This is a genomic window from Pseudomonas sp. MYb327 (assembly GCF_040438925.1).
Lineage (GTDB): Bacteria > Pseudomonadota > Gammaproteobacteria > Pseudomonadales > Pseudomonadaceae > Aquipseudomonas.
In genome coordinates this window covers 1,074,154-1,091,265 of sequence record NZ_CP159258.1, presented here as the reverse complement: position 1 = coordinate 1,091,265, position 17,112 = coordinate 1,074,154, and the positions used below count along the sequence as shown (strand labels likewise).

Sequence of the window (17,112 nt, the reverse complement as noted above, 5' to 3'; positions counted from 1 at the left end):
TTTGCGTATCACGTTGCAGGTATACTCGGACAAAACCGGCCCCTGCGGCCGATCCAATAACAAGCCGGCATCACCGCCGAGCGCGCACCGTGAGGGCATCCGCCATGCCTCTAACCCTTGCCGTCGAGATGATCGAGCCCGGCGTCCGCCTGATTACCCTGCAGCGCCCGCAAGCCCTGAATGCCCTGAACACCCAATTGCTGGGCGAACTGGCGGATGAACTGAGCGCCGCGCAAGCCGATCCCGCGACCCGCGCCGTGGTCATCACCGGCAGCCGCAAAGCCTTCGCCGCCGGTGCCGACATCAATGAAATGGCCGAGCGCGATCTGGTCGGCATCCTCGACGACCCGCGCCAGGCTTCGTGGCAGGCCATCACCCGTTTCAGCAAACCGCTGATCGCTGCGGTCAACGGCTTCGCCCTCGGCGGTGGCTGCGAACTGGCGATGCACGCTGACATCATCATTGCAGGCGTTGACGCCCGCTTCGGCCAGCCGGAAATCAACCTCGGGATCATGCCCGGCGCTGGTGGAACCCAACGCCTGCTGCGCGCGGTCGGTAAATCCATGGCGATGCAAATGGTCCTGACCGGCGAGCCGATTGACGCCCGTCAGGCCCAGCGTGCCGGCCTGGTCAGCGAAGTGACGCAACCGGAATTCACCGTCGACCGCGCCCTGCAGATCGCCCGCAACATCGCCGGCAAGGCCCCACTGGCGGTGCGCCTGGCCAAGGAATCGCTGCTCAAGGCCATGGACACCGACCTCGCCAGCGGCCTGCGTTTCGAGCGCCACGCGTTCACCCTACTGGCCGGCACCCGCGACCGCGACGAAGGCATCGCGGCCTTCCAGCAAAAACGCACGCCGACCTTCACCGGCCAGTAATCACCGAATTCGAGATCGCCAAGAGAGCGCCAAGACCATGAACTTCGAACACATCCTGTTTTCCATCGAGGCCGGCGTCGCCCTGCTCAGCCTCAATCGCCCGGACCAGCTCAACAGCTTCAACACCCAGATGCATGGCGAAGTGAAGGAAGCGCTCAAGCAAGTGCGGCAGAACCCCGACGTGCGCGTGCTGCTGCTGACCGGTGAAGGTCGTGGCTTCTGCGCCGGCCAGGATCTGAGCGACCGCAATGTCGCGCCGGGCAGCGCCGTGCCGGACCTGGGCGAATCCATCGAGAAGTTCTACAACCCGCTGATCCGCCAGTTGCGTGACCTGCCGATGCCGGTGATCTGCGCCGTCAACGGCGTGGCGGCGGGCGCCGGCGCGAACATTCCGCTGGCCTGCGACCTGGTGTTGGCGGCGCGTTCGGCCAGTTTCATTCAAGCGTTCTGCAAGATCGGCCTGATTCCCGACTCGGGCGGCACCTGGACCTTGCCGCGCCTGGTGGGCATGGCCCGTGCCAAGGCGTTGGCCCTGCTGGGCAATCGCCTGACCGCCGAACAAGCCGAGCAATGGGGCTTGATTTACCAGTGCGTGGACGATGCCGATTTGCGCGACGAGGCCCTGAAACTGGCCCGCCATCTGGCCACGCAACCAACCTATGGTCTGGCGCTGATCAAACGCAGCCTCAACGCCAGCATGAGCAATAGCTTCGACGAACAGCTCGAACTCGAACGCGACCTGCAACGCCTGGCCGGGCGCAGCGAGGATTACCGCGAAGGCGTCGGTGCCTTCATGGAAAAACGCACCCCAAGTTTCAAGGGACGCTGAGTCATGACCGCCCTAAATACCAACGCACGCATCGCCGTGATCGGCGCCGGCGCCATGGGTGCCGGCATTGCCCAGGTCGCGGCGCAGGCCGGCCATCCAGTGTTGCTGCTGGACAATCGCCCAGGCGCCGCCGCCCAAGCCATCGAAGGGATTGACCGGCAACTGGGCAAACGGGTCGAGAACGGCAAACTCTCGGCCGAATCCCGCAGCGCCACTATCGCCCGCCTGCAAGCCGTGGAAGCCATCGAAGCCCTGGCCGATTGCAAACTGATCATCGAAGCCATCGTCGAGAACCTTGAGGTCAAGCGCGCGCTGTTCCGCCAACTGGAAAGCATCTGCGGCGAACACTGCATCCTGGCCAGCAACACTTCGTCGCTGTCGATCACCAGCATTGCCGCGCAGCTTGAACACCCAAATCGCCTGCTCGGCCTGCACTTCTTCAATCCGGCGCCGGTCATGGCGCTTGTGGAAATCGTTTCCGGCCTGGCCAGCGACCCGGCATTGGCCGAGTGCCTGTATGACACCGCCAAGGCCTGGGGCAAAAAACCGGTCCACACCCGCTCCACGCCGGGCTTTATCGTCAACCGCGTGGCACGGCCGTTTTATGCCGAGAGCCTGCGCCTGTTGCAGGAAGGCGTCGCCGACTGCCCGACTCTCGATGCACTGATGCGCGACGCCGGTGGGTTTGCCATGGGTGCCTTCGAACTGACGGATTTGATCGGCCACGACGTCAACTATGCCGTGACCTGCTCGGTGTTCGATGCCTATTACCAGGACACCCGCTTCCTGCCTTCGCTGATCCAGAAAGAACTGGTGGACGGCGGACGTCTGGGGCGTAAAAGCGGTCAGGGGTTCTACAGCTACGCTCAAGGCGCGGAGCGCCCGCAAGCCACGGAAATCAGCAGCGACGCGCAGGTCGAGGTTTGCTCTGTCGAAGGCGACCTCGGCATCGCTCAAGGTTTGCTCGTGCGTTTGCGTGAACATGGCGTCGAGATCATCCAGCGCGACGGTCAGGGTTTGCTGCGCGTCGGTGACACTGTGCTGGCCTTGAGCGACGGCCGCATGGCGTGTCAACGGGCGCGCGAAGACGGGTTGCGCAACCTGATCCTGCTGGATCTGGCGTCCGACTACGCCAATGCCAAACGCGTCGCCATCAGCCATGCGGCGGGTATTGATCCACTGGCTCTGCAACAAGGCATCGCCCTGCTGCAACGGGCCGGGCTGAAGGTCAGCCTGCTCAGCGACAGCCCCGCCCTCGCCGTGCTGCGCACCGTGGCCATGCTCGCCAACGAAGCGGCCGATGCCTTGCTGCAAGGCGTAGCGTCAGCCGCCGACATCGATCTGGCGATGCGCGCCGGAGTCAATTATCCACAGGGGCCGCTGGCCTGGGCCGATGCCATCGGCCTGTCGCACATTCTTGCAACGCTGGAAAACCTGCAAGCCAGTTATGGCGAAGAACGCTACCGGCCATCGCTGCTGCTGCGCCGTCGCGTTGCCGAAGGAAGGACATTCCATGACTAACCATGAAGCAATGAACCTGGCCGTCACCTGTGCACAAACACTGCTGGAGCGTGACGCCGCCAGTCAGGCGATGGGCATACGTTTACTCTCCGCCGCCCCCGGTTGCGCCCGCGTCGGCATGACCGTGCGTGCCGACATGGTTCAGGGCCACGGCACCTGCCACGGCGGCTACCTGTTCGCCCTCGCCGACTCGGCGTTCGCCTTTGCCTGCAACAGCTACAACGAAGCCACGGTGGCCATCGGTTGCAGCATCGACTACATCGCCCCGGCGCGCCTGGGCGACACACTGACTGCCGATTGCACCGAGCAAAGCCGCTCCGGGCGTACCGGCAACTACGACGTTCGCATTGAAAACCAGCAGGGCCAGTTGATCGCCCTGTTCCATGGCAAATCCTACAAAGTGCGCGGCTCGGTGCTGGCGCAGGAGACCCCCAATGAATGATGCCCTGATCATCGACGCGGTACGCACCCCGATCGGCCGCTACGCCGGCGTCTTGAGCAGCGTGCGCGCCGACGACCTCGGAGCAGTGCCGATGCGTGAACTGCTGCGCCGTCACCCGCAGGTCGACTGGAGCAGCGTCGACGATGTGATCTACGGCTGCGCCAACCAGGCCGGCGAAGACAACCGCAACGTCGCACGCATGTCGGCGCTGCTGGCCGGGTTGCCGGTCAGCGTGCCTGGCACCACTCTTAATCGCCTGTGCGGTTCGGGGCTGGACGCGGTCGGCACGGCAGCCCGCGCCATTCGCAGCGGCGAGGCCGGGTTGATGCTGGTGGGCGGCGTCGAATCGATGTCCCGCGCACCGCTGGTGATGGGCAAGGCCGAGCAAGCGTTTTCCCGTGCCGCCGAAATCTTCGACACCACCATCGGCTGGCGCTTCGTCAATCCGCTGATGAAGAAGGCTTTCGGCATTGATTCCATGCCGGAAACCGCTGAGAACGTCGCCGAACAGTTCAACATCTCCCGCGCTGACCAGGACGCCTTCGCCCTGCGCAGCCAGCAACGCGCTGCTGCAGCCCAAGCCAACGGGCGTCTGGCGAAAGAAATCGTTGCGGTAGAAATCCCGCAGCGCAAAGGCCCGGCCAAAGTGGTCGAGCACGACGAACACCCTCGCGGCGACACCACCCTTGAACAACTGGCCAAACTGGGCACGCCGTTCCGCGAAGGCGGCAGCATCACCGCTGGCAACGCTTCCGGAGTCAACGACGGTGCCTGCGCATTGCTGCTGGCCAGCCCGGAAGTCGCCAAGCGTCACGGCCTGATCGCACGCGGCCGGGTGGTGGCGATGGCCACCGCTGGCGTAGAACCGCGAATCATGGGCATCGGCCCGGTCCCGGCCACGCGCAAGGTGCTGGAACTGGCCAACCTCAGCCTGGCGGACATGGACGTGATCGAACTCAACGAAGCCTTCGCCGCACAAGGCCTGGCAGTGTTGCGCGAGCTGGGTCTGAGCGACACCGATCCGCGGGTCAACCCCAACGGCGGCGCCATCGCCCTGGGTCATCCGCTGGGCATGAGCGGCGCGCGACTGGTGACCACCGCCCTGCATGAGCTGGAAGAACGTCAAGGCCGTTACGCCCTGTGCACCATGTGCATCGGCGTTGGCCAAGGGATCGCGCTGATCATCGAGCGTCTATCCCACTAAAGAACCGCGATTCCCGAGGAGCCGAGAGGTATCCTTGGGGCATGCACTCAAAGCCCTTGTGCAAAAGGGCCGGAACACAAAAACAATTCGAGTGAAGTCATGAACATGCCAATTGCCCAATCCGTGCTAGATCCTGTGCTGGACCCGCTGGAAACCGCCAGCGTCGACGAACTCCGTCAGCACCAGCTGGAACGCCTGCGCTGGAGCCTGAACCACGCCTACAACAATGTGCCGCTTTACCGTCAGCGTTTCGATGCCCTGGGCGTGCACCCGGACGACATCAAGTCCCTCGACGACCTGGCGAAATTTCCGTTCACCACCAAGTCCGACCTGCGCGACAACTACCCGTACGGCATGTTTGCCGTGCCGATGCACGACATCGTGCGCCTGCATGCCTCCAGCGGCACCACGGGCAAACCGACTGTCGTCGGCTACACCCAGAACGACATCGACACCTGGGCCAACGTCGTGGCCCGTTCGATCCGCGCCGCCGGTGGCCGTCGTGGCGACAAAGTGCATATTTCCTACGGTTACGGCCTGTTCACCGGCGGCCTAGGCGCGCATTACGGTGCCGAACGCCTGGGTTGCACGGTGATCCCGATGTCCGGCGGCCAGACCGAAAAACAAGTGCAACTGATTAAGGATTTCCAGCCGGACATCATCATGGTCACGCCGTCCTACATGCTCAACATCGCCGATGAGATCGAGCGCCAGGGCATCGACCCGCACAAACTGGCCTTGCGCCTGGGCATCTTCGGCGCCGAGCCATGGACTGCCGAACTGCGCAGCGCCATCGAACAACGCCTGGGCATCACTGCCCTGGACATCTACGGCCTCTCGGAAATCATGGGCCCGGGCGTCGCCATGGAATGCGCCGAAACCAAGGACGGCCCGACCATCTGGGAAGACCACTTCTACCCGGAAATCATCGACCCGGTCACCGGCGAAGTGCTGCCGGACGGGCAGATGGGCGAGCTGGTGTTCACATCGCTGAGCAAAGAAGCCCTGCCGATGATCCGCTATCGCACCCGCGACCTGACGCGCCTGCTGCCGGGCACTGCGCGGCCGATGCGCCGTATCGACAAGATCACCGGCCGCAGCGACGACATGTTGATCATCCGCGGGGTCAACGTGTTCCCGACGCAGATCGAAGAGCAGGTGCTGAAAGTCAAACAGCTGGCCGAGTGTTACGAGATTCATCTGTATCGCAACGGCAACCTGGACAGCGTTGATGTGCATGTCGAATTGAAAGCTGAACATCAGCATTTGAGCGATGAGCAGCAAAAGGCTGTTTGCGGCGAATTGAGCAAGCACATCAAGACGTATATCGGCATCAGTTCGCGGATTGTTTTGCAGCCATTCCATTCGATCAAGCGGTCGGAGGGCAAGGCCTGCCACGTGTTGGATAAACGCCCAAAGGCATGACCGCCTAAAGCATGACTGCTGCACCCCTTATGGCCCCGCTCTTGCGGGGCTTTTTTTTGCGTCCCACGCCACTTTCCACACATGCAAGGTCTCTGTAGGAGCTGGCTTGCCAGCGATGGCGGTGTGTCCGTGAATACATTGATCGCCTGAACGGACGCCATCGCTGGCAAGCCGGCTCCTACAGGGGACAGAAACAGCCACAAATTGATCTAGTCCTCCAAAACGATACAAAAAACAAATACGACACGTCATTTTCTGTTTGATATTAATTTCTGTATCGCTTATAAAGTTCTCCATGCCCTCGAACAGATTCACGGCGGGAGACCCCCAATGTACGCACAGCTCGTAGAAACAGGCGTAAAGCGCATCAAAGACCTTTCGGAGATGTCCGAACAGGAACGCGCCTTCCAGGAAAAAATCGATTCAGAAATCAAGATCGAAGCCAAGAATTGGATGCCAGATGCCTACCGGCAAACCCTGATCCGGCAGATTTCCCAGCACGCCCACTCCGAAATCGTCGGCATGCTGCCCGAAGGCAACTGGGTCACCCGCGCGCCGACGCTCAAACGCAAACTGCAGCTGATGGCGAAAATCCAGGACGAAGCCGGTCACGGTCTGTACCTGTACAGCGCCATGGAAACCCTCGGCGCCGACCGCGATGAAGAAATCGCCAAGCTGCACAGCGGCAAGGCCAAGTATTCGAGCATCTTCAATTACCCGACGCTGAACTGGGCCGACATGGGCGCGGTGGGCTGGCTGGTGGATGGCGCGGCCATCGTTAACCAGGTGGTGTTGCAGCGCACCTCCTACGGTCCCTACTCCCGGGCCATGGTGCGCATCTGCAAGGAAGAGAGCTTCCACCAGCGCCAGGGCTACGAAATTCTCCTGACCATGATGCGTCACGGCACTCAGGCGCAAAAAGACATGGTCCAGGACGCGATCAACCGTCTGTGGTGGCCGTCGCTGATGATGTTCGGCCCAAGCGACGAACACTCGCCAAACAGCGCGCAATCCATGGGCTGGAAGATCAAGCGCCAGAGCAACGACGAACTGCGCCAGCGCTTCATCGACCAGACCATCCCGCAACTGGAACTGCTGGGCTGCACCTGTCCTGACCCGGACCTGAAGTGGAACGCCGAAACCGGTCACTACGATTTCGGCGAAATCCAGTGGAGCGAATTCTACGAAGTGCTCAAGGGCAACGGCCCGTGCAACCAGGAACGCGTCGCTACCCGCCGCAAGGCGATTGAAGACGGTGCCTGGGTTCGTGAAGCCGCCGTCGCCCATGCACGCAAAAAACAAAACAAGAACGCCGCCTGATTCGGCCACCTGATGTGGAGTAACTGAAATGTCCGAGTGGACCCTCTTCGAAGTTTTCGTGCGCAGCAAGCACGGCCTCAACCACAAACACGTCGGCAGCGTGCATGCCGCCGATACCACCATGGCCATCGAGAACGCGCGCGAGCTCTACACCCGTCGCAGCGAAGGCGTGAGCCTGTGGGTCGTGCCTTCGGCGCTGATCACCGCTTCGTCGCCGGATGAAAAAGACCCGCTGTTCGATCCATCGGACGACAAGGTCTACCGCCACGCCAGCTTCTACGAGCTGCCGGCCGAAGTCGGGCACATGTGAGGTCGACCATGAATAACAAGACCGATCTGATCGAATACCTGCTGCGCCTCGGCGACAGCGCCCTGATCCAGGGCCAGCGCCTGTGTCAATGGTGCGGCAAGGCGCCGGCACTGGAAGAAGAACTGGCGCTGATGAACGTCGGCCTCGACCTGGTGGGTCAGGCGCGCAACTGGCTGGATTACGCCGCTGAACTGCTGGATGACGACCGCGACGCCGATGACCTGGCGTTCCGCCGTGACGAGCGTGCCTATCGCAACCTGCTGCTGGTCGAACAGCCCAACGGCGACTACGCGGTGACCATCCTCAAGCAGTTCCTGTATGACGCCTGGCACCTGCACGTGCTCACCGGCCTGAGCCAGTCCAGCGATGAGCGTATCGCCGGCATCGCCGCCAAAGCCGTGAAGGAAGTCACCTATCACCTGCGCCGCTCCGGCGAATGGGTCGAGCGTCTGGGTGACGGCACCGAAGAAAGCCACCAGCGCATGCTCGCGGCGATTCCCGAGGTCTGGCGTTTCACTGTGGAACTGACAAGCGCCGACGACAGCGAACAGCGCCTGCACGCCGCCGGTATCACCCCGGACACCGCGCAAGTCGCCGCTGCCTGGCAAGCCAAGGTCAACGAGATTTTTGCCAGCGCCACCCTGCCCGTCCCGGCGGCGCCGAGCTATTTCTACCTGAACGCACGCAAGGGCCTGCACACCGAACACTTGGGCATCCTGCTGGCCGAGATGCAGTTCCTGCCACGAGCGTACCCCGATGCAACCTGGTGAGTTGATCGCCAGCGACCTCGGCGCCCGGCCGGCACAACCGACCGACCTGACCGCTGCGTGGGCGATCCTGTCCGAGGTCATGGACCCGGAAGTGCCGGTGGTCAGCGTGGTCGACCTCGGCATCGTCCGCGATCTGGACTGGCAGGCTGGGCATTTGCACGTGGTGGTCACACCGACCTACTCCGGTTGCCCGGCCACCGAAGTGATCGAAGGTGATATCCGCCAGGCGCTGGAGCTGGCGGGTTTCCAGGCGCCCAACCTGGAACGTCGGTTGACCCCGGCCTGGACCACCGACTGGATCACCGACAGCGGCCGCGAACGCCTGCGCGCCTACGGCATCGCACCGCCCGAGGGCAGCACCAGCAAACGCAGCCTGCTCGGCGAAAGCCCGGTGATTATCTGCCCGCAATGCGGCAGCGCCCACACCGAGGTGCTCAGCGAGTTCGGTTCCACCGCGTGCAAGGCCTTGTACCGCTGCGTCGATTGCCGGGAACCGTTCGACTATTTCAAGTGCATCTGAGCGGCGATCGGCCGACCCAGTTGGAGAACAATAATGAGTAAATTTCACAGCCTGACCATCAAGGATGTGCGCACCGAGACCCGCGACGCGGTGTCCATCGCCTTCGAGATTCCGCAGGAGCTGCAAGACAGTTTTCATTACACTCAGGGCCAGCACCTGGTGATGCGCACCCAACTGGACGGCGAAGAAGTGCGCCGTTCCTATTCGATCTGCACCGGGGTCAATGACGGTGAACTGCGCGTTGCCATCAAGCGTGTGGCCGGTGGGCGTTTTTCCGCGTTTGCCAACGAACAGCTGAAAGCCGGGCACAGCCTGGAAGTCATGCCGCCCGCCGGGCATTTCAGCGTCGAACTCGACCCGACTCGCCACGGCCACTACCTCGCTGTCGCGGCCGGCAGCGGCATCACGCCGATCCTGTCGATCATCAAGACCACCCTGGAAACCGAGCCCCACAGCCGCGTCACGTTGCTGTACGGCAACCGTTCCAGCTCCGGCGCACTGTTCCGCGAGCAACTGGAAGATCTGAAGAATCGCTACTTGCAGCGCCTGAACCTGATCTTCGTGTTCAGCCGCGAGCAGCAGGACGTCGACCTGTACAACGGCCGGATCAACGCCGAGAAATGCGAGCAACTGTTCAGCCGCTGGCTCGATGTCAAAGCCCTCGACGCCGCGTTCATCTGCGGCCCGCAGGAAATGACCGAAACCGTGCGCGACAGTCTCAAGGCCAAAGGTATGGCACCGGAACGCATTCACTTCGAACTGTTCGCCGCCGCCGGCAGCCAGCAAAAACGTGAAGCCCGCGAAGCGGCGCGCCAGGTGGACGCGGCAGTCAGCCAGATCACCGTGATCAGCGATGGCCGCGCCCTCGCCTTCGACCTGCCGCGCAACAGCCAGAGCATCCTCGACGCCGGCAACGCCCAGGGTGCCGAACTGCCCTACTCGTGCAAGGCCGGCGTGTGCTCGACGTGCAAGTGCAAGGTCATCGAAGGCGAAGTGGAAATGGACAGCAACCACGCTCTGGAAGACTACGAAGTGGCCGCCGGCTATGTGCTGTCGTGCCAGGCCTTCCCGATCAGCGACAAAGTGGTGCTGGACTTCGACCAGCTCTGATAAAGCGAACACACAACCTGTAGGAGCTGGCTTGCCAGCGAAGGCGACCTCAAGAGCGGCGGTGTTTTCACTGACGCCATCGCTGGCAAGCCAGCTCCTACAGGGGACTAAGCCTCTTTCACCGGAACAAACCGAACCCTGCTCGAAAGCAGTGGGTTCGCCACCCGCCATGCTGACTGTGATGCCCCCTTCGCGAGCAGGCTCGCTCCCACAGTGGTTGTGCGGTGTTTTCAACATTTTTGAGAGTCAATGCCATGTCCCAAGCCCCTACCCTGCAAAGCTTCATCGCCGGTCGCTGGATCGGCCAGCACGGCGCACAAGTTTTGCGCAGCGCCCTCGACGGCCATGAAATCTTCCGCACCCACGAAGAACGCCCGGACTTCGCCGAAGCCATCGAACACGGCCGCCGTCAAGGCGTCAGCGGCCTGATGGCGCTGGACTTCCAGCAACGCGCCCAGCGTCTCAAGGCCCTGGCCCTGTACCTGAGCGTGCGCAAGGAACAGCTCTACGCGATCTCCCACCACAGCGGCGCGACCCGTGCCGACAGCTGGATCGACATCGAAGGCGGCAACAGCACGCTGTTCACCTACGCCAGCCTCGGCGCCCGTGAGTTGCCGTCGGGCAACGTCGTGCACGAAGGCCCGGCGCTGCAACTGAGCAAAATGGGCACCTTTGCCGGCACCCACATTCTGGTGCCCCGTGGCGGCGTGGCGGTGCACATCAACGCGTTCAACTTCCCGATCTGGGGCATGTTGGAAAAGTTCGCCCCGAGCTTCCTCGCGGGCATGCCGTGCATCGTCAAACCAGCCAGCGCCACCAGCTACCTGACCGAAGCCGTGGTGCGCCTGATGGACGAGTCCGGCCTGCTGCCAGCGGGCAGCCTGCAATTGATCATTGGTGGCACCGGCGACCTGCTTGACCGTCTGCAAGGCCAGGACGTGGTGACCTTCACCGGTTCCGCCGATACCGCGGCCAAGCTGCGGGTCAACCCGAACCTGATCCGTAATTCGGTGCCGTTCACCGCCGAGGCCGACTCGTTGAACTGCGCAATCCTCGCCCCGGACGTAACGCCGGACGATGAAGAGTTCGAGTTGTTCATCAAGGAAGTCGCCCGGGAAATGACCACCAAGGCCGGGCAGAAATGCACCGCCATTCGCCGCGCTATCGTGCCGGCCAAACACATCGATGCAGTCGCTACGCGCCTGCGTGATCGTCTGGCCAAGGTTGTGGTCGGCGACCCGTCGGTGGAAGGCGTGCGCATGGGTGCACTGGCGTCCCACGATCAGCAGAAAGACGTGGCCGAGCGTCTGGAGGCCCTGCTGCAGACCAGCGACATGTTGTTCGGTGCTCGCGACGGTTTCGAACCGCGCGGCGAGAACGTGGATAAAGGCGCGTTCTTCGCCCCAACCCTGTTGCAGGCGCGTGATCCGCACGCCGAGGGTGGCGCTCACGATATCGAGGCGTTCGGTCCGGTCAGCACGCTGATGGCCTACGACGATCTGGATGAAGCACTGGCGCTGGCCGCGCGCGGTAAAGGCAGCCTGGTGGCCAGCCTGGTGACCAAGGATCCGCAGATCGCCGCCAAAGCGATTCCGGTGGCGGCGGCACTGCACGGCCGTTTGCTGGTGCTGGATCGCAACTGCGCGGGTGAATCCACGGGGCACGGCTCGCCTCTGCCGCAGCTGAAACACGGTGGCCCGGGTCGGGCCGGCGGCGGTGAAGAACTCGGTGGTTTGCGTGCGGTGAAACACTACCTGCAACGCGCGGCGGTGCAAGGTTCGCCAACCATGTTGGCAGCGGTGACCGGCGAATTCGTGCGTGGTGCCAAGGTTATTGAAACCGAGGTGCATCCGTTCCGCCGTTACTTCCAGGACCTGCAAATCGGCGAGTCGTTGCTGACCCACCGTCGCACAGTCACCGAGGCGGACCTAGTGAACTTCGGCTGCCTGTCGGGCGATCACTTCTACATGCACTTCGACGACATCGCGGCCAAGGAATCGCAGTTCGGCAAGCGTATCGCCCACGGTTACTTCGTGCTGTCGGCAGCCGCCGGTCTGTTCGTATCACCCGGCGTCGGCCCGGTATTGGCCAACTACGGCCTCGACACTTTGCGCTTCATCAACCCGGTGGGCATCGGCGACACCATCCAGGCACGCCTGACCTGCAAACGCAAAATCGACCAGGGCAAGAAGAGCCCACAAGGCATCCCGCAAGGGGTGGTGGCGTGGGATGTGGAAGTGACCAACCAGCTCGGCGAACTGGTGGCGAGCTATGACATTCTCACCCTCGTCGTAAAACGCGAAGACTGACCCGTCTCCCGCAGGAGCCGGCTTGCTGGCGATGGCGATCAATCGGTCACGATGGTGTCGACTGACACGCCGCCATCGCTGGCAAGCCAGCTCCTACAAGGCTTTCGGGTTGACCACAGGTTTTGTGACAGGCTCTATCTCTGTAGGAGCCGGCTTGCTGGCGATGGCGATCAATCGGTCACGATGATGTCGACTGACACGCCGCCATCGCTGGCAAGCCAGCTCCTACAAGGTTTTCGGGTTGACCACAGGTTTTGTGACAGGCTCTATCTCTGTAGGAGCCGGCTTGCTGGCGATGGCGGTCAATCGGCCACGATGATGTCGACTGACACGCCGCCATCGCTGGCAAGCCAGCGCCTACAAGGTTTTCGGGTTGACCACAGGTTTTGTGACAGGCTCTATCTCTGTAGGAGCCGGCTTGCTGGCGATGGCGATCTCTCGGCCGCGATGATGTCGACTGACACGCCGCCATCGCTGGCAAGCCAGCTCCTACAAGGTTTTCGGGTTGACCACAGGTTTTGTGACAGGCTCTATCTCTGTAGGAGCCGGCTTGCTGGCGATGGCGATCAATCGGTCACGATGATGTCGACTGACACGCCGCCATCGCTGGCAAGCCAGCTCCTACAAAGCTTTCGGGTTGACCACAGGTTTTGTGACAGGCTCTATCTCTGTAGGAGCCGGCTTGCTGGCGATGGCGATCTCTCGGCCGCGATGATGCCGGCTGATCTACCGCCATCGCTGGCAAGCCAGCGCCTACAAGGTTTTCGGGTTGACCACAGGTTTTGTGACAGGCTCTATCTCTGTAGGAGCCGGCTTGCTGGCGATGGCGATCAATCGGCCACGATGATGTCGACTGACACGCCGCCATCGCTGGCAAGCCAGCTCCTACAGGGATTTCGGTGGGCCGGGGATTTTGTTAATGCCTGCGCAACCACTCGATAAACAACGCAAACAACTCCGACTGCGACCCCACTTCTAGTTTCATATACAGATTTTTGCGGTGCATGCGCACGGTTTCCGGTGAGATGCTCATCTGGCTCGCCGTGGACTTCACCGAATGGCCCCTGAGGACCATGTGCGCCACTTCCCGCTCGCGTTCGGTCAGCACATCGCAACCGAATTGCTCGAAGGCCGACTGCACCCGGTGCTTGAGATCATCGCGCAGGCCTTGATCGTTACTGCTCTGGATTTCGCTACTGCGCTGCAAGCCCCGCTGACTGAACTCGCTGACAAACTCGCGCACCAGCGGCTCGACGGCGCGCAACAAATTCAACTGTTCGACCCGCAGGCACTCACCACCGAAACCTTGAAAGAGGCTGACGGAAATCTTCGTGTCATTGCCCGTATCGACAATGTAGTAGCTGTCTTCCGAGCAACCCGCGTTCAGGTAGTAAGTCTTGTAATAGTCACTGTCGAAGAAGTTGTCCGGCGCAATTTCCTCCAGGTGATAGAACCCTTGCGTCAAGCCCTGCTCCACCGCTAGGCAGAACGGGTCGAGCAAATACCCCCCGGAAAAATAGCGCTCGAGAATCGAGACCTGATACTCCTGGGCAATCCCGCGCTGATGCAGCAACTGCGGCGCGCGGTTCTTGCGTTCCAGGCTGATCATCATCGACTCGATGGACACCAGTTGCACCAATGCCGACGCCAGATATTGCAGGGCGTCAGGATCGTCGATATGGGCGAATGCCTCGCGCATCCCCCCATGCCATTTGTGCAACGCCCCAAAGGGCATTGCGATTAGCGTATCGTCGTTCGGTTTGCTCATGCCCCGCAGTCTAGCGGGTGAGCAGGCCTTTGGTAAAAGCCTGACTGAAGCACTCATTGGCCGGAATACTGGCCGCTCTGCTCAAGCTCGGCCGCCACTTCCAGGATGCACTCGCGCAGGATCTCGACGATTTCATCCACTTGGGCATAAGTGAGAATCAGCGGCGGCGACATGACATTGAGGTGCATGATCGGCCGCACCAGCAAGCCTTTGGCCTGGGCTCGCGAATGGATTTTCTCGCCGATATTGATCTCGTCGGCGAACAACGCCTTGCTGCGTTTGTCGGCGACGAACTCCACGCACGCCATCAATTTCAGGCAACGCACGTCGCCCACCAGCGGCAAATCCCTGAGTGTGGCCAGACGCTGTTCCAGGTAGCCGCCAACATCGTCGACGTGGGCCAGCAAGTTTTCCCGCTCGATGATTTCAATGTTCTTCAGCGCCGCCGTGCAGCACACCGGATGGCCGCTGTAGGTGAATCCGTGGGTAAAGCAGCGGCCCTTGCCCGGCTCGGCGATGACCTTCCAGATGCGGTCGGAAAAAATGCACGCACCCAGCGGCAGATAAGCCGAGGTCAGGCCCTTGGCGGTGGTGATGATGTCGGGCTGGACGTCGAACACGTCCTTGGAAGCGAAAAACTTGCCAAGGCGCCCGAATGAAGTGACCACTTCGTCGGCGACGAACAGGATGTCATAGCGCTGGCAGACGTCCCACATGCGCTTGAGATAACCCTTCGGCGGAATGATCACCCCGCCCGAGCCCATGACCGGTTCCGCGAAGAAGGCCGCGACCTTGTCGACACCAATCGACAGGATCTTGTCCTCGAACTCCTTGACCAGGAACTCAAGGAACTGTGCCTCGTCCATGCCGTCCGGCGCGCGGTACGGGTTGGGGTTGGAAACGTGGTGGATCAGCGGGCTGGCGTAATCGAACTCCGGCACCCGGTCGGCGGCCTTATTGCCGATCGACATCGTCAGCGTGGTCGAACCGTGATAGGCGTTGAAGCGGGCGATGATGTGCTTCTTCTCGGGCTTGCCACGGCAGTTCTGGTAGTACTGGATCAGCCGGTATGCGGTGTCCACCGCCGTGGAGCCGCCAGTGGTGAGGAACACGTGATCCAGGTCACCGGGCGCGAGGCTGGCGAGTTTCTCGCACAGCTGAATCGCGACATTATTGGACATGTCGGAAAACGGATTCGAGTAAGCCAATCGCCGCACTTGATCGGCGATGGCCTGGGCCATTTCCTCGCGGCCCAGGCCAATGTTGGTGCACCACATGCCGCCGACCGCGTCGAGGAAACGATTGCCCTCGGTGTCGTAAATGTAGGCGCCTTCGCCAGCCACGATGTTCAGCGAGCCTTGCTCGGCATGCTCGTCGAACACGTGGTAACCGTGCATGTGATGGGCCTTGTCGGCCTTGACCAGTTCAGCCGCTTCGACGGTCGAGAACACTTTATTAGTCGGGTTAGTCATACAAAAACCTCAAACAAAACGATTGAACGATCAAATTCCGCTTTTCACGGTGCTCCAGACGCGTGTCATGGCGCGCATGTCTTTGGCGTTTTGGGTTTTCTGCGGGAACAGCCGCTCGCGGGTTTGCGCATCGGGGTAGATCGCCGGGTTGTCGCGCACACTGGCATTCAACAAGGGCGTAGCCGCCGCATTACTGTTGGCGTAATTGATGTAATCGCTCACATCCGCCATCACCTGCGGCTGCATCAGGTATTCCAGAAACTTGTGGGCATTGGCGACGTGGGGCGCATCAGTCGGGATGTACATGTTGTCGAACCAGATCAGCGAGCCTTCCTTGGGAATGAAGTACGCCAGGTTGATCTGCTTCTTGGCTTCTTCGGCTCGGGCCATGGCCGTCGCGTAGTCGCCGGACCAGGTCATCGCCATGCACACATCGCCATTGGGCAGGCTGGTGAGGTAATTGACCGAATCGAATTTGCGGATGTAAGGCCGTACGGACAGCAGTAAATCCTGGGCCGCTTTCAGATCCTCCGGCGCGGCGCTTCTCGGGTCACGCCCCAGATACGTCAGGGCCATCGGAATAACTTCGGTTGGGGCATCGAGCAGCGTCACGCCGCAGTCGGCAAAGCGCGAGACGATCTTCGGATCGAAGATCATTGCCAGCGAACCGATAGGCGCATCCGGCATGCGTTCCTTGATCTTGTCGACGTTGTAAGTCACGCCGTTGCTGCCCCAGGTGTATGGCGCCGAGTAGGCAGTGCCTGGATCGAACCCTTGCAAGTCGTGCAGCACTTTCGGATCGAGATTGCTCCAGCCCGGCAGCAATTTTTTATCCAGCGGCTGGAACACTTTGGCCTGGATCAGCGGCGGTACCAGGGAGGCGTTGAGCACGACCAGGTCATAACCGGAGTGGCCGGTGAGCAACTTGGCTTGCACCGTTTCATAGGCATCGAAAGTGTCATAAATGACTTTAATGCCAGTGGCTTTTTCAAAGTCAGCCAGGGTGTTCTCGCCGATGTAATCCGTCCAGTTGTACAACCGCAGCGTATTGCTGTCGTTCACCTCGGCGGCGTAGGCATTCAAAGTCAGCGGTACAACAAACAGACTGGAAATCACCTTAAGCAGTGTCTTGCCCATAGCAAATGCACCTTATCAAGCGAGTTCGGCTCTGGATGAGCGGATGAACCTACTATTGGTGGATTCGCCTGACGGCACCATACCCCGAATGGGTGTG

At 61.5% G+C, this 17,112-nt stretch carries 15 protein-coding genes; 12 read left to right on the top strand and 3 right to left on the bottom strand.

What is annotated here, in order from left to right; genetic code table 11:
- Positions 1 to 104 precede the first annotated feature (104 nt).
- The 12 genes from paaF to paaZ all read left to right on the top strand — a co-directional run bounded on the left by paaF (position 105) and on the right by paaZ (position 12,638).
- Positions 105 to 878, top strand: a complete 774-nt coding sequence (paaF, locus tag ABVN21_RS04870) for a 2,3-dehydroadipyl-CoA hydratase PaaF (RefSeq protein ID WP_339556809.1) — start codon at positions 105 to 107, stop codon at positions 876 to 878.
- A gap of 37 nt (positions 879 to 915) precedes the next feature.
- The gene (paaG, locus tag ABVN21_RS04865; protein WP_339556810.1) at positions 916 to 1,707 is read left to right on the top strand and encodes a 2-(1,2-epoxy-1,2-dihydrophenyl)acetyl-CoA isomerase PaaG; all 792 of its coding nucleotides are present in this window, start codon (positions 916 to 918) and stop codon (positions 1,705 to 1,707) included.
- A gap of 3 nt (positions 1,708 to 1,710) precedes the next feature.
- Entirely contained in the window at positions 1,711 to 3,228 is a 1,518-nt protein-coding gene (gene paaH, locus ABVN21_RS04860) for a 3-hydroxyacyl-CoA dehydrogenase PaaH (protein ID WP_339556811.1), read from the top strand.
- Entirely contained in the window at positions 3,221 to 3,670 is a 450-nt protein-coding gene (gene paaI, locus ABVN21_RS04855; protein WP_339556812.1) for a hydroxyphenylacetyl-CoA thioesterase PaaI, read from the top strand. Before paaH ends, paaI begins: the two co-directional genes overlap by 8 nt.
- Complete coding sequence (gene pcaF / locus ABVN21_RS04850) at positions 3,663 to 4,874, top strand: 3-oxoadipyl-CoA thiolase (RefSeq protein WP_339556813.1); 1,212 nt, start codon at positions 3,663 to 3,665, stop codon at positions 4,872 to 4,874. The genes paaI and pcaF overlap by 8 nt, the downstream gene beginning before the upstream one ends.
- A gap of 99 nt (positions 4,875 to 4,973) precedes the next feature.
- Complete coding sequence (gene paaK, locus ABVN21_RS04845; RefSeq protein WP_339556814.1) at positions 4,974 to 6,299, top strand: phenylacetate--CoA ligase PaaK; 1,326 nt, start codon at positions 4,974 to 4,976, stop codon at positions 6,297 to 6,299.
- A gap of 330 nt (positions 6,300 to 6,629) precedes the next feature.
- Positions 6,630 to 7,619 carry a 1,2-phenylacetyl-CoA epoxidase subunit PaaA gene (gene paaA, locus ABVN21_RS04840; protein ID WP_339556815.1) on the top strand — a complete coding sequence of 330 codons (990 nt, stop codon included), beginning with the start codon at positions 6,630 to 6,632 and terminating at the stop codon, positions 7,617 to 7,619.
- A 28-nt stretch (positions 7,620 to 7,647) separates the two neighbouring features.
- Complete coding sequence (gene paaB / locus ABVN21_RS04835; protein WP_007943393.1) at positions 7,648 to 7,929, top strand: 1,2-phenylacetyl-CoA epoxidase subunit PaaB; 282 nt, start codon at positions 7,648 to 7,650, stop codon at positions 7,927 to 7,929.
- Between the two features lie 8 nt (positions 7,930 to 7,937).
- Positions 7,938 to 8,699: a 1,2-phenylacetyl-CoA epoxidase subunit PaaC gene (paaC, locus tag ABVN21_RS04830; RefSeq protein WP_339556816.1), complete on the top strand. Its 762-nt coding sequence runs from the start codon at positions 7,938 to 7,940 to the stop codon at positions 8,697 to 8,699.
- A complete protein-coding gene (gene paaD, locus ABVN21_RS04825; RefSeq protein ID WP_339556817.1) occupies positions 8,686 to 9,219 on the top strand; it encodes a 1,2-phenylacetyl-CoA epoxidase subunit PaaD in 534 nt (177 codons plus the stop codon). The genes paaC and paaD overlap by 14 nt, the downstream gene beginning before the upstream one ends.
- Before the next feature lie 33 nt (positions 9,220 to 9,252).
- Entirely contained in the window at positions 9,253 to 10,329 is a 1,077-nt protein-coding gene (gene paaE / locus ABVN21_RS04820) for a 1,2-phenylacetyl-CoA epoxidase subunit PaaE (RefSeq protein ID WP_339556818.1), read from the top strand.
- A gap of 254 nt (positions 10,330 to 10,583) precedes the next feature.
- Positions 10,584 to 12,638 carry a phenylacetic acid degradation bifunctional protein PaaZ gene (paaZ, locus tag ABVN21_RS04815; protein ID WP_339556819.1) on the top strand — a complete coding sequence of 685 codons (2,055 nt, stop codon included), beginning with the start codon at positions 10,584 to 10,586 and terminating at the stop codon, positions 12,636 to 12,638.
- 916 nt (positions 12,639 to 13,554) lie between these two features.
- Here paaZ and ABVN21_RS04810 read toward each other — a convergent pair.
- The 3 genes from ABVN21_RS04810 to ABVN21_RS04800 are packed head-to-tail and all read right to left on the bottom strand — an operon-like array spanning position 13,555 to position 17,015.
- On the bottom strand, positions 13,555 to 14,463 hold the full coding sequence (locus ABVN21_RS04810; RefSeq protein ID WP_339556032.1) for a LuxR C-terminal-related transcriptional regulator: 909 nt from the start codon (positions 14,461 to 14,463) through the stop codon (positions 13,555 to 13,557).
- Entirely contained in the window at positions 14,460 to 15,878 is a 1,419-nt protein-coding gene (locus tag ABVN21_RS04805; protein ID WP_339556033.1) for an aminotransferase, read from the bottom strand. Before ABVN21_RS04805 ends, ABVN21_RS04810 begins: the two co-directional genes overlap by 4 nt.
- Positions 15,879 to 15,908: 30 nt before the next feature.
- Entirely contained in the window at positions 15,909 to 17,015 is a 1,107-nt protein-coding gene (locus tag ABVN21_RS04800; RefSeq protein WP_339556034.1) for a polyamine ABC transporter substrate-binding protein, read from the bottom strand.
- Positions 17,016 to 17,112: the final 97 nt, after the last annotated feature.